Source organism: Streptomyces sp. NPDC057617 (assembly GCF_042800555.1).
GTDB lineage: Bacteria > Actinomycetota > Actinomycetes > Streptomycetales > Streptomycetaceae > Streptomyces.
In genome coordinates, this window is sequence record NZ_JBHVGV010000002.1 from 182,103 (window position 1) to 203,955 (window position 21,853).

Here is a 21,853-nt window from a genome sequence, read left to right on the forward strand (position 1 = left end):
GGCCGGTCAGTCGGTCTCGGGCTCCGGCTGGGACCTGGTCTTTCGCGAGGCCGCCGCCTCCGCCATGCCCGGGAGGAAGTCCGTGAACAGTTCGTGCACTTCGCGTACGAGCGGACGCAGCGCGCGGAAGCGGGAGAGCGCGACGCCGCGGGCGGTCAGGCGGGCGCCGCGTTCGGCGAGGCGGCGGCTGCGGTTGCTGTTCTCGGAGCGGTCGAAGACCCAGTAGAGGACCAGGCCCATCTGGGAGAGCCACATCAACTCGGGGAGTATGCCGGTCAGCTCGTCGGCGACCTTCGCCTTCGACCCGGCCAGTGCCTCGCGGTGGACGGCGATGGCCGCGTCCCTGGCGTGTTCCGACTCCGGGGAGAAGGGACTCAGCGGGCTCTCCGGGTCCGCCGCGTTCTTGAAGAACTGCGCGGCGAACTCGTGGTAGGGCGCCGCGATGTCGAGCCAGACCTTCAGCACGCCCGCCATGCGCGCTTCGAGATCGGTCTCCCGGTCCAGTACGGGCCGGACCGCCACCCGGTGTTCGGCGGCGATCCGGTCGTAGAAGCCCTGGACGAGGTGTTCCTTGGACGAGAAGTAGTAGTACGCGTTCCCGACGGAGACCCGGGCCTCCTGGGCGATGGCCCGCATCGTCGTCCTGTCGTAACCGCGCTCCTGGAAGAGCCGCAGCGCGGTTTCGAGGATGAGCGTGCGGGTCTGTTCGCTCTTGGGGGCCGGGGCCCGGGCGGTCCTGACCGGCTTGGCGGCCCTCCCGTCCCGCTGCGGATCCTTCACGGCGTTCTCGTCCTTCACCCGCCCGAGCCTAATGCGGCCCGCCGGTCACCTCGCACGCCCCGTCGCGGGCCTACATGGTGCTCAGTGAACGGGCGTAGTTGATCTGGCCCATGACCATCTGGAAGGCGGACGGGTTGGTCGCCGGGATCATCGTCGAGTGGTGCTTGCCGCCGCTGGTCACCGAGACCTGGATGAAGCCCGTCGTCGTCTTCTCCTTCATCAGCAGGAAGAGCAGACCGATCAGGCAGAAGAGGAAGAACACGATCGCCAGCACGATCGCGTACGCCGGGATCTTCTCCTCCGTACGGGACAAGTCCGTGGCGTTCCACACCGCGCCCTTGAGCGGGAGCGTGCCCGACGGGGTCACGATCGAGTCGCTCAGCACGGTGATGTCGCCTATCGACACCAGGGGTGCGCCGCCGCCCGTCGGCACGGGGTACGGGGCGCCCGACTGCGGATAGCCGTAGCCCGGCGCGGGGGTGGCCCCGGGGGCGGGGTAGGCGTAGCCGGGCGGCGGGGTCGTCGCGCCCGGCGGGCCGTCGATGAGCGTGGGGTTGGGGAAGTCGTACTCCGGTGTGCCCGGCGCAGGTGTCGGAGCCGCTCCCGGGCCCGGCTGCTGCGGCGGCCCCCATTGATATTCCCCGTCCGCGTACGGATTCGGCTGGCTCATTTCTCCCCGCTTCCCGTGGTCCCGAATGCGCCTCCGATCCTGGCACACGAAGGGCCCGCTTCTGTATGGACTTGCCTACAGAAACGGGCCCTCGGGCCGGACGGTACGGACGTACGGTCAGAAGCGGCGCGTGATCAGCGCCCGCTTGACCTCCTGGATCGCCTTGGTCACCTCGATACCGCGCGGACACGCGTCCGTGCAGTTGAACGTCGTACGGCAACGCCACACGCCGTCCTTGTCGTTGAGGATCTCCAGCCGCTGCTCCGCCGCCTCGTCGCGCGAGTCGAAGATGAAGCGGTGCGCGTTCACGATCGCCGCCGGGCCGAAGTACTGCCCGTCGTTCCAGAAGACCGGGCACGACGATGTGCACGCCGCGCACAGAATGCACTTGGTGGTGTCGTCGAAACGCTCACGGTCCTCGGCGGACTGGAGGCGCTCCCGCGTCGGCTCGTTGCCGCTGGTGACCAGGAACGGCATCACGTCGCGGTACGCCTGGAAGAACGGCTCCATGTCCACGATCAGGTCCTTCTGGACCGTGAGCCCCTTTATCGGCTCGACCGTGATCGGCTTCGCCGGATTGATGTCCTTGATCAGCGTCTTGCACGCCAGCCGGTTGCGCCCGTTGATCCGCATCGCGTCCGAGCCGCAGATGCCGTGCGCGCAGGAGCGCCGGAAGGTGAGCGAGCCGTCCAGCTCCCACTTGATCTTGTGGAGGCCGTCGAGCACCCGCTCCTTGGGGTCGATGTCGATCCGGAAGTCCTGCCACTGGGCCTCGTCCGAGACCTCGGGGTTGAAGCGGCGGATCCGGAAGGTGACCGTGATGTACGGGGAGGCGGCGGACTCCGCCTCGACCTTGTCCAGTACGGGGGTAGCCATCAGTACTTACGCTCCATCGGCTGGTAGCGGGTCTGGACGACCGGCTTGTAGTCGAGACGGATGGACTCGTTGCCGTCGTCGCCGACCTCGCGGTACGCCATGGTGTGGCGCATGAAGTTCACGTCGTCACGGTTGGGGTAGTCCTCGCGGTAGTGACCGCCACGGGACTCCTTGCGGGCGAGCGCGGACACGGCCATCACCTCGGCCAGATCGAGCAGATTGCCCAGCTCGATCGCCTCCAGCAGATCCGTGTTGAAGCGCCGGCCCTTGTCCTGCACGGACACGTTCAGATAGCGCTCGCGCAGCTCGCCGATCTTCTCGACCGCGGTCTTGATCGTCTGCTCCGTACGGAACACCATCACATTGGCGTCCATGCACTCCTGGAGCTCCAGGCGCAGCGCGGCGACCCGCTCCTTGCCGGTGGACGCGCGCAACCGCTCGACCTGGGCCTCGACCCGCTCGGCCGGGTTCTCGGGCAGCTCGACGAAGTCGTGCTTCGTGGCGTACTCGGCGGCGGCGATACCGGACCTGCGGCCGAACACATTGATGTCCAGCAGCGAGTTGGTGCCCAGCCGGTTGGCGCCGTGCACCGATACGCAGGCCACCTCGCCGGCCGCGTACAGCCCCGGCACGACCGTCGTGTTGTCGGCGAGGACCTCGCCCTCGACATTGGTCGGGATGCCGCCCATCGCGTAGTGCGCGGTCGGCTGGATCGGGATCGGGTCGGTGTACGGCTCGATGCCCAGGTAGGTCCGCGCGAACTCGGTGATGTCGGGCAGCTTGGCGTCGAGCTGCTCCGGCGGCAGATGCGTGAGGTCCAGATAGACATGGTCGCCCTCGGGACCGCAGCCGCGGCCCTCGCGGATCTCCGTGTAGATGGACCGGGAGACGACATCGCGGGAGGCGAGGTCCTTCATGACGGGCGCGTACTTCTCCATGAAGCGCTCACCGTCCTTGTTGCGCAGGATGCCGCCCTCGCCGCGGGCGCCCTCGGTGAGCAGGATGCCCATGCGCCAGATGCCCGTCGGGTGGAACTGGAAGAACTCCATGTCCTCCAGCGGCAGTCCGCGCCGGAAGCAGGCGGCCTGCCCGTCCCCGGTCAGGGTGTGCGCGTTCGAGGTCACCTTGAAGAACTTGCCGGTGCCGCCCGAGGCGTAGATCACCGACTTCGCCTGGAACACATGGATCTCGCCGGTGGCCAGCTCGTACGCGACGACACCCGCCGACTTCTTGACGCCGTCGACCTCGGTGATGAGCTGGTCGAGGACATAGAACTCGTTGAAGAACTCCACGCCCTCCTTCACACAGTTCTGGTACAGCGTCTGGAGGATCATGTGGCCGGTGCGGTCCGCCGCGTAGCAGGACCGGCGGACCGGGGCCTCGCCGTGGTTGCGGGAGTGGCCGCCGAAGCGGCGCTGGTCGATGGTGCCGTCCGGGGTCCGGTTGAACGGCAGGCCCATCTTCTCCAGGTCGAGGACCGCGTCGATGGCCTCCTTCGCCAGGATCTCGGCGGCGTCCTGGTCGACCAGGTAGTCACCGCCCTTGACCGTGTCGAAGGTGTGCCACTCCCAGTTGTCCTCCTCCACATTGGCGAGCGCGGCGGCCATACCGCCCTGCGCGGCGCCCGTGTGGGACCGGGTCGGGTAGAGCTTGGTCAGCACCGCGGTACGGCTGCGCTTGGTCGACTCGATGGCCGCGCGCATACCGGCGCCGCCGGCGCCGACGATGACGGTGTCGTACTTGTGGATCTTCATGAGAGTCTCGTCAGCCCCGGCTTTAGCGGATGTTCGGGTCGAAGGTGAAGATCACCAGCGAGCCGAGAAGGATGGTGAACACCGTGGCGGTGTACAGCAGGCCCTTGAGCCACAGGCGCGTCGCGGCGCGCTCCGCGTAGTCGTTGATGACCGTACGGAGACCGTTGCCGCCGTGCAGCATCGCCAGCCACAGCATCAGCAGATCCCACACCTGCCAGAACGGCGAGGCCCAGCGGCCGGCCACAAAGGCGAAGCCGATCTTGGACACCCCGCCGTCCAGTACGAGCTGGATGATCAGATGGCCGATGACCAGCACGACCAGTACGACACCGGAGAGCCGCATGAAGAGCCAGGCGGCCATCTCGAAGTTGCCGCGGGTCGACTTCGGGGTCTTGCCGGTCCGCTTGCGCGGGGCCTCGATGAGGGGCGCCGGGAAGTCGGCGTCGTAGAGGCTCTCGCCCTCGACAGGACCGATCGCGGAGGTCGTCGTCTCGGCGACGGTGTTGTTGGTAGACATGGGCGGACTCTCAGCTCCCGAAGACTTGGCGCGCGGCGTGGCCGAGCACGGGGTAGAGGGCGCCCACCATCAGGACGAGCCAGATACCCACGGCGGTCCAGAGCATCTGCTTCTGGTAGCGCGGGCCCTTGGACCAGAAGTCCACGGCGATGACGCGCAGGCCGTTGAGCGCGTGGAAGAGGATTGCGGCCACAAGGCCGTACTCGAGCAGCGCGACGACCGGGTTCTTGTAGGTCGCTACGACATCGTCGTAGGCCTCGGGGGAGACACGGACGAGAGCGGTGTCCAGCACGTGTACGAACAGGAAGAAGAAGATGAGGACGCCGGTGACTCGATGAGCCACCCAGGACCACATTCCTTCCCGGCCGCGGTACAGCGTTCCAGCCGGCACGGAAAAACCCTCCGGGAGCGGTGATCGGGGAGCCGGCCGCCATCTTCTACTCAATAAGCACAGTGGTGTCGGTCGCGCCCGGCCGGGTACGGTCCACCGGCCCCGGCCATGGTAGCCACGAGCGGCGGGTTCCTCCGCCCGGGGGCCCTTAGGTGTGATCAAACAGGCAATCAAACGGCCACGGACGGGCTATCGGGCCTGCCCGGATGCCCGGAGCCCCAGGGCCCGCACCCCGGGTGGCCCAGGGGACCGGCGTATCTGGATTCATTATGTCCGGTTTCGTGGTATCCGGGTCCGTCCGCCTCGTCTTCGTACGGCGCGATGAGGTCTCCGTACGGAGTGACGAGGTCTCCGTGCGGCGCGATGAGGCGGGCGATACGGGCGCGGGCCAGGCGGCGCAGCTCGTCGGCGGCGACGGCCCGCTCGTGGTCGGGCTCGTGGGAGAGCCGGGCGTGGATGTCCGCGAGCACCTCGTCGAGACGCTCCTCGGGCCGGTGGCCGTCGAGGCTGATCACAAAAGCGTGCCCGAAGCTGCTCTCGTACGCGGCGTGCGCGGCGCGCAGGGCGGTACGGGCGGCGGGCGGGGCGCTGCGCGGCGGCCCCGAGGACGACTCGTCGGCGAGCGCCTCGGTGAGATCGGCCTGCGAGAGGTCGTAGCTGGCCTCGTCGGCGGCGGCCAGCAGGGCGTCGAGATCGGGGTACGGGCGGTGCGCGGCGACCCGCTGCGCCCACCGGCGGCTGCCGCAGCAGGTGAGCAGCGCGGCTTCGGCGGCGAGCGGCGCGGCGGTGTTGAAACGGTGGAGGCCGTTCGGGTGGCCGGCGTGGGATGCGCTGGACAGCGTGGGCTCCCCGGTGAGGTGGCTGGGCCGGGAGGGGCGGATGCGTCGTAACGCTATCGACGCGCCGGGGGGTACGTCCGACGGATGCGCGATTTTCACCCGGATGGGAGAGTTTCCCCGCGCGGGATGGACGGCGGCATGGGACCTTCGCCGTAAGTGCGCCACACTTTCGGGCCTTTGGGCGGCGCACACGGCCCGCTTCTGGAGGTTTCGGAGTGATGCGAATATCCCGGGGAACGCGGACGGCCGGCTCGACGGCCACGCGGACGGGCGGTGCGGTGGCGACTCGTACCGTCGGCGCCATGGCCACTCGTACCGTCGGCGCGGCGGTCGCGATGGCCGCCGTCGCTTCGATGTCGGCGTGCGGCTCCGGGGGAGGGGGCGCGGGTTCGCCGGACGAGTCGAAGTCCCTGTCCGCCTCCGCCGCCGCGGACTCCTCCGCGCGGGCCGCGCCCTCGCCCACGGGGACGTTCCCGCTCTCCTCGGCGCCGCGCACCATCCCCTCCGTACGGAAGCACGAGGCCGCCCGCGGCCCCGGCTGGAAGCCCTCCTCCGGCAGCGGGGTCGTCATAGCGCGCGGCAGCGAGGGCCTGGCCGACGAGGGGCAGCTCCTTTCGAAGGAGCTGAAGATCGCCTACCGCGGTACGGCCGCGGCCCGCGCGGGCGATGTGGAGCTGGCGCTCGCCGGCGGCGGCGCGGCCGAGTCGTACACCCTCGACACCAGCGGCGGCCGGGTGCGGATCACCGGGCCCGACGAGGCCGGGGTGTTCTACGGCACCCGTACCCTCAAGCAGTCGGTGCGCGCGGACGGGAAGATGCCGGAGGGCGTCGTACGGGACGCCCCCGACCGTCCGCAGCGCGGCCTCAACCTCGACATCGCGCGCAAGTACTACACCCCGGGCTGGATCGAGGACCGGCTGCGCGAGATGGCGGACCTCAAGCTCAATATGCTCGGGCTGCACTTCTCGGACGACCAGGGTTTCCGTATCGAGTCCACCACCCACCCCGAGATCGTCTCCAAGCAGCATCTCTCCAAGGCCGAGGTCCGCCGGATCCTGGCGCTCGCCGACCGGCTCCACATCACGGTCGTCCCCGAGATCGACTCCCCGGGACACCTTGGCGCGGTGCTCGCCGTGTACCCCTCGCTCCAGCTCCGCAATGTCGACGGCGTGCCGACGAAGGGCGCGATCGACATCTCGCAGGACGCTTCGGCGAAGCTCATCGACGAGCTGCTGCGCGAGTTCGCCGGGCTCTTCAAGGGCCGGTACTGGCATCTCGGCGGCGACGAGTACCAGGCGCTGGTGGTCTCCGACCCCGAGGCCTCGTATCCGAAACTGGCCGAACTCGCGGTCAAGAAGTACGGCGGCAAGGGCCGGATCCAGGACCTGACGACGGCCTGGACGAACGACCGGGCCGCGGCGCTGCGCCCGTTCAAGCGCACCCCCAAGGTCTGGAACGACGGGGTCTTCCGGGACGGAGTCGTCCAGGCGGACAAGGACCTGGAGATCGAGTACTGGACGGGCCGCGAGACCGGGGCGCGCCCGCCTGTGGAGTATCTCGACGAGGGCCGCCCGCTGGTGAACCTCAACGACGAGTACCTGTACTACGTGCTCGGCCAGCCCAACAACTTCGTCTATCCGACCGGGCAGCGGATCTACGAGCAGTGGACCCCGCTGGTGCTGCGCGGGACGAGGCCGGTCGACGGGAAGTGGTCGAAGCAGATCCTCGGCGGGCGGCTCGCGATCTGGGGCGACTTCCCCAACGCCCAGACCCAGGACCAGGTGGCGCGGGGGATCCGGCTGCCGCTGGCCGCGGTCGCGCAGAAGGTCTGGAACCCGGCGAAGCCGTCGCTGAACTGGAGCGGGTTCACGGCGCTGGCGGCGAAGGTGGGCGGGCCGGCCTGACGTCGTGTCAGGACTCGGCGCGGCGGGGCTCGGTGTCGCGGCCGGAATCGTTCGGCGCGGCGCTGTCCTCGGGCTTCCCAACAGGCTCGAGGTTCAGTGCGTACCGGACTTAACGTACGTACCGGCGCTCCGGAAGCCCGTAGCGGGTGATCTACGCGCGGTGATCAAGTGACGTATTCCAGCCGCCCGGCGCAGTAGTGAGTGGTCAGTACTCAGTACTGCGTCCGCGACGGGAGACGTGAATGAGCCTGGTGAAGCTGATCGCACAAGCGGATGAGCGCGGGTTGGCCGCGAGCGGACTCGCCTGTCTGGACCGCTGCCTTCCGCTGCTCGTGGAGGACACCGAGGTGCTGCGCCCGCTGTGGGCGGGCGTCGTGGCCGGCGAGCGCGACTGGCCGGGGCGGCTGGAGGCGTCGACGCGGGCGCTGGACGCGGCCGTCGAGGCGGAGCCCTTCGCCGGTGCCGCCGAGGTGTCGGTCGACGAGGCCGCCGCGCTCGTACGGTCCATGCTCGGCGCCGCGCCCCCGGAGTGGGCGGCCGGACCGCTGCGCGACTGGGCCGACGCCTGCTCCCTCGCCGCGCTGGACATCCACCACCGGTTCGACTCGGCCGGCGAGAGCGGCACCCCCGAGGCCGCCGAGCGGCTGGCCCGGGCCCGCGAGGACACCGCCGCGGTGGCGGACGCCGTCGACGGCGCGGAGGGTACGGACGGTGTCGGCCCGCTGGTCGCCGGCGAACTCCGGCGCCAGATAAGAATCCTGGAGATCCTCGCCGAGCCGGGCGCCGGCACCGGCGCCGCCGGCGTGCGCCAGGTCATGGACCTGTCGACCGAGGGACAGCGGGTGCTGCGCGCGGTGGTCTCGCGGCGCGCGAGGGCCCGGAGCTGAGGCCGCGGTCCCGGCCTCCGGCGATTCGTACCCCTGGACAGGCATTTTGTTGAAGGGAGTGCGTGGAAACTGGTCCGGTCGTGTATGGACTTGCGGTGTGGCGCACGGCACTCGTCCTCCGTACGCCACACAGCACCGTCCTTTCTTCGCGTCTGCTACTTCTGTGCGGTGAGGTCGTAGAGGGTCGTACCGTTCACGGTGACTTTCTTGAACGTGGCGTCCACCCAGGTCAGGAGTTCAGTGCTGTTCTCACCGCCGGGGCCTCCGCCGCGGCTTCCCGCCAGAGCGGCCTCGACGCCTCCCTTGAGGGCCTCCTCCGGACCTGCGAGGAAGTAGTGGATCTCGCCGTCGGCGACGTACTGCTTGAACTGCGCGAGCGTCGGGGACGGGTCGCTGCCGTTGAAGCCGCCGATCGACATCACCGGCTCCTCGGCGGCGAGTTGGTTGCTCGCCGCGATCTGTGAGCCGATGGTGGCGGCGACCCAGGTGTAGTCGCCGGCGTCCTTTCGCAACGTGGCGATCAGTTCGGAGGGAACGGCCGGGCCATCGAGCAGTCCCCCGCGGTTTCCGCCACGGGTCTGACCGCCCGCACGAGCGGCGCCCTGCTGGGCCCCGCCCCCCAGCGCTCCGTCACGCTGAGTCCCACCGGCGCGGGCGGCCTCCGCCTGAGCGGCCGCACCTTGCATGCGCATCCCGCCCCCACCGCCGCCTCGTGCCACGGCCGGGCCCGCGGTGACGATCGAGCCCGTGTGCGGGGCGTTGACGGTGGTGAAGGTGTAGGCGAGCGGCGCCGCGAGGGAGGCGGCGACCGCCAGCGCGACGGCGCCCACCGTGAGCCGGGGCGCGAGCGTACGCAGCCGTCCATCGCGCCCGATCCGGCCCAGGCCCGTCAGCCCCAGGCCCGCGATCAGCCCGCCGACGAGTACGGCCCAGCGCAGCCAGGGCAGATAGTCGGGCGTGCGCCCGAGCAGGACGAACGCCCAGACCGACGTCCCGGCCACCGTCACGCCGAGCGCCGCCGACGCGAGAAGCCCGGCCCGCTCCTGCCACAGCATCGTGACGCCCATGCCGACCAGGGCGGCGATGTACGGCGCGAGAGCCACCGTGTAGTACTCGTGGAAGATCCCCGCCATGAAGCTGAAGACCCCGGCGGTCATCAGCAGTGCCCCGCCCCAGAGCAGGAACGCCGCCCGGGCGGCGTCGGTCCGCCCGGCCCGCCGGGTCAGCACCAGGCCGACGACGAACAGGAACAGCGCGGCGGGCAGGAGCCAGGAGATCTGACCGCCGACGCTGTCGCTGAACATTCGGCCGAGCCCCGTCTCGCCACCACCCCGGCCACCGCCGCCGACGCTGCCGGCTTCCTCGCCGTTGATGCGGCCGAGTCCGTTGTAGCCGAAGGTGAGTTCGAGGAAGGAGTTGTTCTGCGAGCCGCCGATGTACGGGCGGGAGTCGGCGGGCCACAGCTCCACGATCGCGACCCACCATCCGCCGCCGACCACCAACGCCAGTGCGGCGGCGCCCAGTTGACCGGCCCTGCGGCGCAGGGACGTCGGCGCGCACACCGCGTACACGAGCGCGAGCGGCGGCAGGATCAGGAACGCCTGGAGCGTCTTCGTCAGGAACGCGAAGCCCATCGCGACCCCCGCCCACACCAGCCAGCGTGTCCGCGCGCCTTCGAGCGCGCGCAGCACGCAGTACACGCTGACGGTCATCAACAACGCCAGCAGCGCGTCGGGGTTGTTGAAGCGGAACATCAGCGCGGCGACCGGCGTGAGCGCGAGCACGCCCGCCGCGAGCAGCCCGGCGGCGGCGCTGAAGTGGCGGCGGACGGCGGCGTACAGGACGGCGATCGTGCCGACGCCCATCAGCGCCTCGGGGACGAGGATCTGCCAGGAGCCGAGGCCGAACAGCCGTACGGACAGGGCCATCGGCCACAGCGCGGCCGGGGGCTTGTCGACGGTGATGGAGTTCGCCGCGTCCGACGAGCCGAAGAAGAACGCCTTCCAGCTCTCCCCGCCGGCCTGAACGGCCGCCGAGTAGAAGGAGTTGGCGTAACCGGATTCTCCCAGAGTCCAGAGGTTGACCGCCAGCGCCGCCAGCAGCAGGGCGAGGAAGGCCGGGCGCACCCACGGCGCGTCCTCGGGCCTGCCCAGGCGCAGCCGTACCAGAAGATCGCCGGGGGCGGTGCGCCACGTGCCTGACCGGGGCGTGCGGTGGCGGAGACCCGGGGCCACCGCTGGTGCGCCGGGGTCGAGGGGCTGAGTCATGAAGCGTTCCGTTCCTGAGCGGAGGCGGGACCGAAGCCGGAAGCGGTGTCCGCAGGGTGAGCCGGCGTGCTGTCCCTGGATGAGGCGGCCTTGAGGTGTCGGTCGCCGCCGCGCCGGTCGGGGAAGACCCAGGCGCGGAAGAGGAGGAACCGCAGCACCGTCGCCGCGAGGTTCGCGCAGACCAGCACGGCCAGCTCGGTGGCGTGCGCCGGGTTGCCGGAGGCGGCGTCGAGGGCGGCCAGCGATCCGCTGGTCAGCGCGAGACCGATCCCGAAGACGACGAGGCCCTGCGCCTGGTGCCTTACGGCGCGCTCCCGGCCCCGTACTCCGAACGTCAGCCGTCGGTTGGCCGCGGTGTTGGCGACCGCCGACACCAACAGCGCGGCGGCGTTGGCCGCCTGGGACCCGGCGGCCGTACGGAAAAGGGTGTACAGCAACAGGTAGAACAGCGTGGACAGCGCTCCGACCACACAGAAGCCGACCAGTTGGCGGGCCAGCCCGCGCGGCACGCCGCTGATCCCCCGGTCCCGCGGGTCGTCCCCGAACGGCCGCGCCAGCCGGTCCAGCGGCAGCGCGCCGACCGCGAGCGCACGCCCGATCCGCCACACGCCCTTCAGGTCGTCCACCGCCGTACTCACGATGTGCACGCGGCTGTCCGGGTCGTCGACCCAGTCCACCGGCACCTCGTGGATCCGCAGCCCGGCCCGCTCCGCGAGCACCAGCATCTCGGTGTCGAAGAACCACCCGGTGTCCTCGACCATCGGCAGCAGCCGCCGCGCGACCTCGCCGCGTATCGCCTTGAAGCCGCACTGCGCGTCGCTGAAGCGCGTGGAGAGCGACGACTTGAGGATCAGGTTGTACACGCGGGAGATGAACTCCCGCTTCGGGCCGCGCACGACGCGCGACGAACGCGCCAGCCGTGAGCCGATCGCCAGGTCCGAATGCCCCGAGATCAGCGGCGCGACGAGCGGCAGGAGCGCGTTGAGGTCGGTGGACAGGTCCACGTCCATGTACGCGAGGACGGGGGAGTCGGAGTGCGACCACACGTTACGCAGCGCCCGCCCCCGCCCCTTCTCCTCCAGCCGGTACGTGGTGACCTCGGGCATCGACGCCGCGAGACGGGCCGCCACGGCGGGCGTGCGGTCGGTGCTGGCGTTGTCGGCGACGGTGATCCGGAAGCGGTAGGGGAACGTACGGGCGAGATGGCCGTGGAGCCGGCGTACGCACGGCTCCAGATCCCGCTCCTCGTTGTAGACGGGAATCACCACATCAAGCACAGGAGGGGGACTGGTGCTGCCAGACACGTCGACAAGTAAGTGCTGTCGAGCGGGAAGGGGGGCATTTGGGTCGGAGGCGCCGAGGGCGGGACCAGGGGAGGTGGGGCCGCTGGGGCTGTCGGTTCGCATACGGCCGACATTCGGCGGTCAACCTGTTGTCGCAGTGTGCTGAGGCTGTGATCCGGCTATGAGTTCGCGGCTCCCTCAAGAGAGTCGCACGCACCGGGGAGCCGGACGGTGAAGACGGTGCGGCTCCCGGGCTCGCTCCGTACGTGGACCTCGCCGCCGTGCGCGGTGACGACGGCCTGCACGATCGCGAGGCCGAGACCGGCGGAGTCGGCCCCCCGGCCCGCCGAGTTCGCCGAGCCCGCCGGGTCCGCGGCACGGGAGCGGGACGCGTCGCCGCGCGCGAAACGTTCGAAGACCCGAGGCAGGAGTGCGGGCGGGATGCCGGGCCCGTCGTCCGCCACATCCATCAGCACGTACGGCTCAGGGCCCCCGGCGAACGTGCGCACGCGCGCCGTGACGGTCGTCCCCGGCGGGGTGTGCGTCCGGGCGTTGGCCAGCAGGTTCACCAGCACCTGATGGAGCCGGGGGCCGTCGCCGTACACGTGCGCGGGCTCGTCCGGCAGTTCCAGCCGCCAGTGGTGGTCCTGCCCGGCGGCCCTGGCGTCGGCGACCGCGTCCACGACGAGCGGGGAGAGGTCCGTCGTCTCGTACGCGAGCGGCCGTCCGGCGTCGAGCCGTGCCAGCAGCAGCAGATCGTCCACCAGCCCCGTCATCCGCTGCGCCTCGGCCTCGATCCGGCCGAGCGCGTGCCGGGTGTCGGGGCCGATCTCCTCCCGGCCGCGCCGGGTCAGTTCGGCGTACCCGCGGATGGAGGCGAGCGGTGTCCGCAGCTCATGGCTCGCGTCGGCGACGAAGCGCCGCACCCTCGTCTCGCTCTCCTGCCGCGCGGTGAGCGCCGAACCGACGTGCCCCAGCATCCGGTTGAGTGCGGCGCCGACCTGACCGACCTCGGTGCGCGGGTCGGCCTCGGTGTCCGGCAGCCGGGTCAGGGGCGCCACCTCGCCGCTGTGCAGGGGGAGTTCGGAGACCCGGGTGGCGGTCGTGGCGACGCGCCGCAACGGCCGCAGGGCCACCCCGACGAGCACCCCGCCCGCGATCCCGGCGGCGACGAGACCGGCGACGGTGACGGAGATCTCGACCACGATCAGGGTGGCGAGGGTGTCCTGGACGTCGCTGAGCGGGACTCCGACGAGGAAGGAGCCGTTGACGCCGTCGACGTACTCCGCGCGATAGTCGCCCAGGCCTGGGAGGGTAACGGTGTGCGGTTCGCCGTCGCGCGGGACGGCGGTCAGGGCGGCCGTCGCGGCGTCGGTCAGCAAGCGGCCGACCACACGCGGTCCGAGGGTGTCGGAGTTCTGCTGAGTACTGACCATGCCCACGCCGAGGCTGCCTTCGGAGCGGACATCACTGGTGTCCGATCCGGATCGCGCATCTTCAGGCACTTGTACGCCCACAGTGCCGATCGGCGCACCACCACCCGTGACAGCGCGCGCCGGGTCCCTGCCCTCCAGCAGCGGAACGTCGGACGACCCGTCCTCGGTGTCCTGTTCCAGAACCGTTTTCTGATCATCCACGGACCGGCCGGATCCGCGAGGATCGGCCGCCCGTTCGGCGACGGCGTGGAGCTGGGCGTCGAGTCGGTCGTACTGGTACGAGCGGAAGGCGATCGTCGTCACCGCGCCGATCACCGAGGCCACGATCGCGACGAGCGAGACCGCCGACACGACGAGGCGGGTACGCAGCGACCAGCGCTTCGGGGCCGTGCCGGCGGCCGCACGCGGGCGTCGGCCTCGAAATCGCCTGCACAGCCGTGCCGCCACCACGGCTACTCGCCCGGCTTGATCAGATACCCCGCCCCGCGCCGGGTGTGGATCATCGGCGGCCGGCCCGCGTCGATCTTCCGCCGCAGGTACGAGATGTACAGCTCCACCACGTTGGCCTTGCCGCCGAAGTCGTACGACCACACGCGGTCGAGGATCTGGGCCTTGCTCAGCACGCGCCGCGGGTTGCGCATCAGGAAGCGCAGCAGTTCGAACTCGGTCGACGTGAGATGGATCGATCTCCCGGCCCGGCTGACGTCGTGGCTGTCCTCGTCGAGCGTCAGGTCGCCCACGACCAGCGTCGATTCGCTTCGTACGGCGGCGGTGCCGGTGCGTCGTATCAGCCCGCGCAGGCGTGCCACGACCTCCTCCAGGCTGAAGGGCTTGGTGACGTAGTCGTCACCGCCTGCGGTGAGCCCGGCGATCCGGTCCTCCACGGCGTCCCTGGCGGTGAGGAAGAGGACGGGCACCTGCGGCAGCTCCTCGCGGAGCCGCCCGAGGACGGCGATGCCGTCCATGTCGGGCAGCATCACGTCCAGCACCACCGCGTCGGGCCGGAACTCGCGCGCCGAGCGCACGGCGCCCGCGCCGTCACGGGCGCTGCGGACGTCCCACCCCTCGTAGCGCAGGGTCATGGACATCAGCTCGGCGAGTGAGGCTTCGTCGTCCACGACAAGGACCCGGACGGTGCTGCCGTCCGGCTTGATCGTCTCGGAACGCCCCTGGCGCGAGGTCACCTTCATGACGCCCACTGTGCTGAGACCCCCTGTGAAAACCCTTGCGGCCACCTGTGAATTCGCCCTGGGGCCCGACCCGGGGCGCACGCGAGGGGATGATGTCCCGGTCCGGCAGGAATGGGTACCGGGCGCGGGCCTCGGCATGTTCCGGTGACGGGACTGCGGGCGGCAGTCAGCTGCGGGGGACGAGTCCGGCGTCGTAGGCGATGATGACGGCCTGGACGCGGTCCCTTGCGCCGATCCTTGCCAGGACTCGTCCGACGTGGGTCTTCACCGTGGACTCCGACAGGACGAGGCTCTCGGCGATTTCGGTGTTGTTCAGGCCACTGGCGACGGCGATGAGTACCTCGCGCTCGCGCCGGGTGAGTCCGGTGAGCCGGGGGTTCTCCGTTTCCTGTACGGCCCTGCTGGTGAGGTTCGACAGCATCCGGCGTGTGGTGGAGGGAGCGACGACGGCGTCGCCCGCTGCTACGGCCCTGATGCCGGCCAGGAGTTCCTCCGGCCGTGCGTCCTTCAGCAGGAAGCCGCTGGCTCCTGCCCGCAGGGCGCTGTAGGCGTACTCGTCGAAGTCGAAGGTGGTGAGGACCAGGACCCGTGAGCGGCCTCCTTCGCTCGTGATGCGGCGGGTGGCTTCGATGCCGTCGATGCCCGGCATGCGGATGTCCATCAGGACGACATCGGGGCGTAGTTTCGCTGCCTGGCGGACGGCCTCGATACCGTTTTCGGCCTCGCCCACGACGCTGGTGTTGGGGGTGCCGTCGAGCAGCATGCGGAAGCCGAGCCGCTGCAGTGGCTGATCGTCGGCGATCAGGACTGTGGTCACTGGGGTCCTTGAGGGTTCAGTGGGAAGACGGCATGTACGAACCACCCTCCGCGGCCGGTCGGACCGGCTTCGGCTGTCCCGCCGGCGAGGTGAGCTCGTTCACGGATACTGATGAGTCCCAGCCGATCGTGGCCACCGGGCGACGGAGTGCTCGGGCCGGTGTCCTCGACCAGCACATCCACGCTGTCTTCCGCTGTCCGCAGCCTTACGGTGACCGTGGTCGCGGAGGAAGAATGCTTGAGGATGTTGGTCAGGGCTTCCTGAACGATTCGGTAGACGGCGAGCTGGATTCCGGGTGTGAGCTCGGCGTGGTTTCCGGTGCTTTCAAAAACGACGTGGGGCCCCGAGACACGGACACGTTCCAGAAGTGATGAGAGTTCGGTGAGGCCGGGCTGGGGCACGAAGTCGGGGCTGCCGAGATCCGCGTCCTGGCGGAGCGCCTGAAGGGTGCGCCGGAGCTCACTCAGAGCCTGCCGGGCGGTATCGGCGATATGGCTCAGTGCCAGCGCGGCCTGCTGCGGCTGGCGCGTGGCGATGCTGGACGCCCCGTCCGCCAGGCCGGTGATGACGGCAAGGTGATGACCGACGATGTCGTGCATATCGCGTGACACCCGCGCGCGTTCTGCCGCGGTGGCGAGCTGGATACGCTGCTCTCGTTCCCTGACAAGCTGCCCGGCGCGCTCGGAGAGGAAAGTGACTTGTTGCTGCCGAGCCCGGGCAGCCACGGCCAGTGCAATGGACGCCGCCATGGCACAGCCCAGGAAGAACAGCCCCAGCCCCCGTTCTTCTATCAGCGGCGGCAGCAGGAACGCAGCGGAGACAAGGGATCCTGCCGCCGTCAGTGAGGCATAGGTGGCCCGTTTCGGAGCGCTGTAACGACACACACTGTAAAGGCAGACGAGGACACTCAGATCGCTGCGCAGAGCGACGAGTTGGGACACCTGCACCAGGCAGGCGGCGAGCACCACGGCGAATACGGTGAGGGGCATGATGCGGCGCCAGAGCAGAGGCACCGCCTGTGCCAGAACAGTCAGGATGATCAGCTCGGAGGGTGCGTCATGGGTGCCGAACATGTCCTGCTCGTGGCCCGGGCGGAGAAGGCCGACGAATCCCACCACGGCCACCAGCATGGTGAGGGCGAGATCCATGATGCGCTGCCACCAAGGATTTCCCTTTCCCGCCGCCAGAAGTTCGGCAAGGGGGAACAGTGCGCCACCGTGCGGCTTGGAGCGGCGAGGGTCTGTGGTCACCTGCTGTTCCGTTCCCGGTGCGCCCGTGGATTTGGCAATTGCTGGGACAGCCCCTACTGCCACCGACTGGTATCGCATGCGTATCGCTTCCGTTGTCAGCACTGCTGAGGTCTCGTGCCCGGTGGACCCCACGATTCCACTCACGATCCAATCGGTCGCGGTCCACCGGGCCCGAGCCCTGAATCAGTCCTTTGCGCCCTCGCACAGGCGACTGAGGACCAACATTGTTTCCCGTACACGGGGTGATGTCTTCCGTGTCATCGCGCCCGCTCGGACGGGCACCTACACATCGCTGCGCTTGAGCCGGTAGGCGGCCGCGGCCATGGCCAGCGCCACCCAGGCGGTGAAGACCGCCAGCCCCGCGCTCGGGCTCAGGGTGCTGCTGTCATGGCTGAGCGCGAAGATCGCGCCTCCCGCGTTCGAGGGCAGATAGGGGGTGACATCCTCTGCCAGATCGGCCGGGAGGATGTCGGTCAGCACGGGCAGCAGCATGAGGGAGACCACGACGGCCGCCACTCCGCCGGCCACGGAGCGGATCAACGCCCCCAGCGCCACTCCGATGACCACGACGAGCGCGAAGTAGAGCCCCGCTCCCAGAAGAGCGCGCAGGACACCGTCGTCCGAGAGGCTGCCGGCGATCTCGGTGCCGGCCAGCGCACTCTGGCCGGCGAGGAAAGACGCCACCGCTGCGGCCGTCGCACCGACGAAGACCACCACTGCACTGACCGTGGCCTTCGAATACAGCACGGGCAGACGCCTGGGAACAGCCACCATGGTCGAGCGGATCGTTCCGGTGGAGTACTCCCCAGCGGTAAGGAGCACTCCGAGAATGCCGATGGCGAGCTGCGCGAAGCCCTGGCCGCCGAGAGCCACTCCCACCGCGTCGGAGGAGCTTCCGCCGAAGCGAGAGCCCCCGCCTCTTTCGGGGTCGTAGCGCGAGGCGCTCATCATCCCGAAGCCGGTCAGAAGAACCATGGACACGACGAGTGTGAGCCAGGGGGAGCGCAGAGACCAGAACTTGGCCCACTCCGCACGCAACACCCTCATGGTGGTCACGCGATGGCCTGGACGACGCCGCGAAGTCGGCGGAGCCATGAGAAGGGACTGGGTCACGGGTGGCTCCTGGTGGACGCTGCGACGGGCGCGCCGGCGTGGTAGTCGACAGAATCCTCGGTCAGCGCCATGAAAGCTTCCTCCAGTGACGCCGATTGAGGGATGAGCGCATGGAGGGTGATGCCGTTACGGGCGGCGGCCTCGCCGATGGAGCGGGCCGGCAGGCCCCTGACCGTGAGGTCCTGGGATCCGGGTTCGCCGGTCACGCTCACACCCGGAATGGCGATCACCTCGCGGAGCCGTCCGGGGTCGGAACAGGTCACCGTGACGATGCCCTCATCCGCCTGCGCCACGAATTCGGAAACGGTGGTGTCCGCGAGCAGCCGCCCTCGCCCGATGATGATGAGGTTCGTCGCGGTCAGGGCCATCTCTCCCATCAGATGCGAAGAGATCAGCACCGTTCGTCCCTCATCGGCCAGACCTCTCAGCAGATGACGAATCCACAGAACACCTTCGGGATCCAGCCCGTTGACGGGCTCATCAAGGACCACGATCTGCGGATCTCCGAGAAGTGCGGACGCCACGCCCAGACGTTGCCCCATGCCGAGAGAGAATCCCCCCACCTTCTTGTGGGCGACGGCAGTCAGCCCGGCGAGTTCGATGACGTCGTCCACTCGGCGCCGCGAGATACCGTGGGTGAGGGAAAGCGCGCGCAGGTGAGCGAACGCGGTCATGCCGGGGTGGACGGACTTGGCCTCCAGCAAGGACCCGATCTCCTGCAAAGGGGAGGCATGCTTCGCATAAGCCTTCCCGTTGACGAGTGCACGGCCGCTTGTTGGAGCGTCGAGGCCGACTATGAGACGCATTGTCGTTGATTTACCGGCACCGTTGGGACCGAGGAAGCCGGTCACGACACCAGGCTTGACGGTGAAGTCAAGACAGTCCACCGCTGTTTTGTCACCGTAACGTTTGACGAGCTGTTGGATTTCTATCATGGACGCTCCTGGCTCCCTGAACACCGTGTTGGTGCCCGCACGGGAACAACGCTAGGGGCCCTTCCCGCCGTATCGCTCGTACCGGAGACCCGGTTCAACCGCTCCGACTGGTACTCCGGTATTGCTCTGCGGATCGGCCGTTCCGAGGATTCTGTGCCGTCTCATGAGGAAAACAAAAGAGCTGTCCAGGAAATGAGGCCGAAGCTTCAGCCGGCGGGTGGCGGAGCACCGGGCAAAGGCTTGGAGGTCTCCGCGACTGTGAGGCATCACTCACCGGGCTGCACCGTGGCCCAGTACGGCAAGCGCCGGGTCGAGGGGGCCCGCAAGTCGGCGGCCGGGGCGGCTGAGCGCATTGGGCTGGGGAAGCTCGCATGACGCGCTGGCCACGGTGGTGGTCGGCGCCCCAGATACCCGCAGGTCAGAGCAGGGGCAGATGGGAGGACGACCGGGGCCGCCACCCCCCACAGGAGAGGCCCCGGTCGCCGTCCGCGGAGCCGCAGTACGGCCCCGTACTCATGACAGCGCCGTGGATGCGTTTTCTGTCACACCGCATAACGTCAGTAAGTCGTTGCAGGTTGTACAAGTCATGGACGCGGGGGCGCGAAAGCCGTAGCGTTCAGGAACGCGTGGGGCGGCGCGGCAGTGACCAGCCGCGATTTCAGGACAGGTTGTGGGAGTGCTGGGGGACGACGCGGAGCTGACCGCCGCGGTGCTCGCGGCACAGGACGGGGACGAGGACGCCTTCCGTACTGTGTACCGCGCCGTGCACCCGCGGCTGCTCGGCTATCTACGGACACTCGTCGGCGAGCCGGACGCCGAGGACGTGGCCTCCGAGGCATGGCTCCAGATCGCCCGTGACCTCGCCCGTTTCACCGGGGACGCCGACCGGTTCCGCGGCTGGGCCGCCCGGATAGCCCGTAACCGCGCGCTCGACCACATACGGATGCGCGGCAGACGCCCCGCGATAGGCGCCGACGAGACCGAGCTGACCGGCCAGCCCGCCGAGTCGGACACCGCCGACGAGGCGATGGAGGCGCTCGCCACCGGCCGGACGATGGCGCTGATAGCGCGGCTGCCGCAGGACCAGGCCGAGGCGGTGGTCCTGCGGGTGGTGGTCGGCCTCGACGCGAAGAGCGCGGCGCGCACGCTGGGGAAGCGTCCCGGCGCGGTACGGACGGCCGCGCACCGCGGACTGAAGCGGCTCGCGGAACTTCTTGACTCCGATGAGGAGTGTCCTGGTTATCCCGATAACGCCGGTGGCACCGACCGCTCTCGGGAAAACGCTTACTCCGGCGACGGCGCCCCGGCGCGCGGTACGGGCGGCTCGTCCGGGGATCCGGCGGAACAAGGCGCGGACCGTGGCACGGACCGGGGTACGGGACGCGCCGCCGCAGGTCATGGCGGCGGCCTCGGCGTCGTACCGCAACAGCGCACCGCTCGACCGGAGGTCGCGGCATCCGCGGGTGTGACGCATTCGCGCCTGCGGACGCAGAAGGACATGTGATGGCCGACGAGCGTGACGCGTGGCTCGACAAGGACGCGGCGGAGAGATTGCTGCGAGGTGAGCCCGTGGAGGCCATGGACAAGGATGTCCTGGCCGGATCCGAACGGCTTGCCCGGGCCTTGCGGGACATCGCCGCCATCGCGTACGCAAACGACACAGAACTTCCCGGAGAGGCCGCGGCCTTGGCTGCTTTCCGCCGTGCGGGGTCGGCCGGGGCGGGCTCGGCGGCCGACCCGGGCGCCGGTGACAGTGTGCTGGTACGGCTGGCTCTCGCGCCCCGCGTCGCGTCACGGTCACGGACCGGCCGGCCGGTACGGAGGCGATTCGCCGTGGCGGTCGCGGCCTGCGCGCTGGGCGGGATCGCGATGGCGGCTGGAGCGGGCGTGATGCCGCCGCTGTTCGCCGGCGAGGAGGATCCCATACCCGCGAACTCGATTTCGTCGGCGGTGACTCCGCGCCCGTTCGTCACCAGTTCCCCGGCCGATGCCCGGGGTACGGGCGTGCCCGCGGGTGGCCCGAGCGCGGACGGCCGGGAACAGCCCGTGCCGCACCTCTCGTCGGAGGACGGTGCGGAGGGTGCGGGGGGCGCGGACGGCGCGGAGGATACGCGCGATCACGCCGCCCACTCGGGGCAGGGCGGACAGGACGGACAGGGCGGCGACGACCGCTCGTTCACCGCCGCGTCCGGCGACAAGGCCGCCGCCTTCTACCGCAAGACGCTCGAAGCCTGCCGCGATCTGCGCAGGGGCACGATCGACGAAGAGCGCAGACAGGCACTGGAGACCCTGGCCGAGGGCCGTCAGGAAGCCGAACTGTTCTGCGCCCGCCTGCTGGACGGCCGCGACGGCCGCGACGGAGACGGGAACAAGGGCGGCCCGGGCGGCAACGAGAGCGACGGCCACGGCGACGGCTCGATACGGAACGGCGACGCCGACGGGGGCGGCAAGGGCGGCGACGGAGCCGGCGGCGGAAGCGACGGCGGCAACGGTGACGGTTTGCCGGAAGGCCCCACCCTGGGCGACCCTTCCCCGCACACCTCCCCGTCCCCCACCCCCACCCCGGACGCGCCCCCCGTACCGTCGGAAACCCCCAGGAACCCCCACCAGGACCCTGCGCCGAATCCTCACCCGGGCTCCACGGAATCTTTGCCCATACCCTTCTGACCAGCCGTTACGCCTCCACGGCCACTAAGGTGTGACGTTTTTCCGGGTGGTGACGCAGTTAGGAGTAAGCCGACTGGTCATCGGCCGCGCATCGAGCCGGGGTTCCCCCCGTACCTACGGCTCAGCGCACCGGGGGGGGGGGGGGGGGAGGTGGGTTTTTTGGGGGGTGGGGGGGGGGGTGTGGTCGAGTCCCTCTGTTGCGTCGCCTTCGCTCCCCCCCCCCCAGGTCCGGTCGGGGCCCTCGTACAGATAGCAGTAGCGGCACGCGAGATTGCAC

19 protein-coding genes are annotated in these 21,853 nt (G+C 69.8%); 4 read left to right on the forward strand and 15 right to left on the reverse strand.

Going from position 1 to position 21,853, the window contains the following annotated elements; all coding sequences use genetic code 11:
* Positions 1-6: 6 nt before the first annotated feature.
* The 7 genes from ACFU9P_RS06230 to ACFU9P_RS06260 form a co-directional block, all read right to left on the reverse strand.
* Positions 7-780, reverse strand: a complete 774-nt coding sequence (locus ACFU9P_RS06230) for a TetR/AcrR family transcriptional regulator (protein WP_384078367.1) — start codon at positions 778-780, stop codon at positions 7-9.
* A gap of 70 nt (positions 781-850) precedes the next feature.
* Positions 851-1,450: a hypothetical protein gene (locus ACFU9P_RS06235; protein WP_384078013.1), complete on the reverse strand. Its 600-nt coding sequence runs from the start codon at positions 1,448-1,450 to the stop codon at positions 851-853.
* Positions 1,451-1,567: 117 nt separating this feature from the next.
* Positions 1,568-2,326, reverse strand: a complete 759-nt coding sequence (locus tag ACFU9P_RS06240; RefSeq protein WP_376379863.1) for a succinate dehydrogenase iron-sulfur subunit — start codon at positions 2,324-2,326, stop codon at positions 1,568-1,570.
* Entirely contained in the window at positions 2,326-4,080 is a 1,755-nt protein-coding gene (gene sdhA, locus ACFU9P_RS06245) for a succinate dehydrogenase flavoprotein subunit (RefSeq protein ID WP_384078014.1), read from the reverse strand. The genes ACFU9P_RS06240 and sdhA overlap by 1 nt, the downstream gene beginning before the upstream one ends.
* A 22-nt stretch (positions 4,081-4,102) precedes the next feature.
* Positions 4,103-4,597 carry a succinate dehydrogenase hydrophobic membrane anchor subunit gene (locus ACFU9P_RS06250; protein WP_376379857.1) on the reverse strand — a complete coding sequence of 165 codons (495 nt, stop codon included), beginning with the start codon at positions 4,595-4,597 and terminating at the stop codon, positions 4,103-4,105.
* Between the two features lie 10 nt (positions 4,598-4,607).
* Entirely contained in the window at positions 4,608-4,988 is a 381-nt protein-coding gene (gene sdhC / locus ACFU9P_RS06255) for a succinate dehydrogenase, cytochrome b556 subunit (protein ID WP_079124857.1), read from the reverse strand.
* A gap of 170 nt (positions 4,989-5,158) precedes the next feature.
* A complete protein-coding gene (locus ACFU9P_RS06260) occupies positions 5,159-5,926 on the reverse strand; it encodes a 2-oxo-4-hydroxy-4-carboxy-5-ureidoimidazoline decarboxylase (protein ID WP_384078015.1) in 768 nt (255 codons plus the stop codon).
* Positions 5,927-6,129: 203 nt separating this feature from the next.
* Here ACFU9P_RS06260 and ACFU9P_RS06265 point away from each other — a divergent pair, with 203 nt between their 5' ends.
* Together ACFU9P_RS06265 and ACFU9P_RS06270 are read left to right on the forward strand one after the other, a co-directional pair.
* Positions 6,130-7,731, forward strand: a complete 1,602-nt coding sequence (locus ACFU9P_RS06265) for a glycoside hydrolase family 20 protein (protein ID WP_376379850.1) — start codon at positions 6,130-6,132, stop codon at positions 7,729-7,731.
* 242 nt (positions 7,732-7,973) lie between these two features.
* A complete protein-coding gene (locus ACFU9P_RS06270) occupies positions 7,974-8,618 on the forward strand; it encodes a hypothetical protein (RefSeq protein ID WP_384078016.1) in 645 nt (214 codons plus the stop codon).
* Between the two features lie 155 nt (positions 8,619-8,773).
* On the opposite strand, the gene ACFU9P_RS06275 is transcribed toward ACFU9P_RS06270, so the two are convergent.
* From ACFU9P_RS06275 to ACFU9P_RS06310, 8 genes are all read right to left on the reverse strand, one after another.
* Complete coding sequence (locus ACFU9P_RS06275) at positions 8,774-10,885, reverse strand: ArnT family glycosyltransferase (protein ID WP_384078017.1); 2,112 nt, start codon at positions 10,883-10,885, stop codon at positions 8,774-8,776.
* Positions 10,882-12,291: a glycosyltransferase gene (locus ACFU9P_RS06280; protein WP_384078018.1), complete on the reverse strand. Its 1,410-nt coding sequence runs from the start codon at positions 12,289-12,291 to the stop codon at positions 10,882-10,884. Before ACFU9P_RS06280 ends, ACFU9P_RS06275 begins: the two co-directional genes overlap by 4 nt.
* A 56-nt stretch (positions 12,292-12,347) precedes the next feature.
* On the reverse strand, positions 12,348-13,955 hold the full coding sequence (locus ACFU9P_RS06285; RefSeq protein WP_384078019.1) for a sensor histidine kinase: 1,608 nt from the start codon (positions 13,953-13,955) through the stop codon (positions 12,348-12,350).
* Positions 13,956-14,056: 101 nt separating this feature from the next.
* Complete coding sequence (locus tag ACFU9P_RS06290; RefSeq protein ID WP_384078020.1) at positions 14,057-14,794, reverse strand: response regulator transcription factor; 738 nt, start codon at positions 14,792-14,794, stop codon at positions 14,057-14,059.
* Between the two features lie 166 nt (positions 14,795-14,960).
* Positions 14,961-15,611, reverse strand: a complete 651-nt coding sequence (locus ACFU9P_RS06295) for a response regulator (RefSeq protein WP_384078021.1) — start codon at positions 15,609-15,611, stop codon at positions 14,961-14,963.
* On the reverse strand, positions 15,608-16,861 hold the full coding sequence (locus ACFU9P_RS06300) for a sensor histidine kinase (protein WP_384078022.1): 1,254 nt from the start codon (positions 16,859-16,861) through the stop codon (positions 15,608-15,610). Before ACFU9P_RS06300 ends, ACFU9P_RS06295 begins: the two co-directional genes overlap by 4 nt.
* Positions 16,862-17,143: 282 nt before the next feature.
* Positions 17,144-17,908, reverse strand: coding sequence for an ABC transporter permease (locus ACFU9P_RS06305; protein ID WP_384078023.1), 765 nt, complete (start codon positions 17,906-17,908; stop codon positions 17,144-17,146).
* Positions 17,909-17,970: 62 nt separating this feature from the next.
* Positions 17,971-18,909 (reverse strand): ABC transporter ATP-binding protein, encoded by a 939-nt coding sequence (locus ACFU9P_RS06310; RefSeq protein ID WP_384078024.1) that lies wholly within the window; start codon positions 18,907-18,909, stop codon positions 17,971-17,973.
* A gap of 676 nt (positions 18,910-19,585) precedes the next feature.
* Between ACFU9P_RS06310 and ACFU9P_RS06315 the strand changes: the two genes are divergently transcribed.
* Both ACFU9P_RS06315 and ACFU9P_RS06320 read left to right on the forward strand, forming a co-directional pair.
* The gene (locus ACFU9P_RS06315) at positions 19,586-20,413 is read left to right on the forward strand and encodes an RNA polymerase sigma factor (RefSeq protein WP_384078368.1); all 828 of its coding nucleotides are present in this window, start codon (positions 19,586-19,588) and stop codon (positions 20,411-20,413) included.
* Positions 20,413-21,576, forward strand: coding sequence for a hypothetical protein (locus ACFU9P_RS06320; RefSeq protein ID WP_384078025.1), 1,164 nt, complete (start codon positions 20,413-20,415; stop codon positions 21,574-21,576). The genes ACFU9P_RS06315 and ACFU9P_RS06320 overlap by 1 nt, the downstream gene beginning before the upstream one ends.
* Positions 21,577-21,853: the final 277 nt, after the last annotated feature.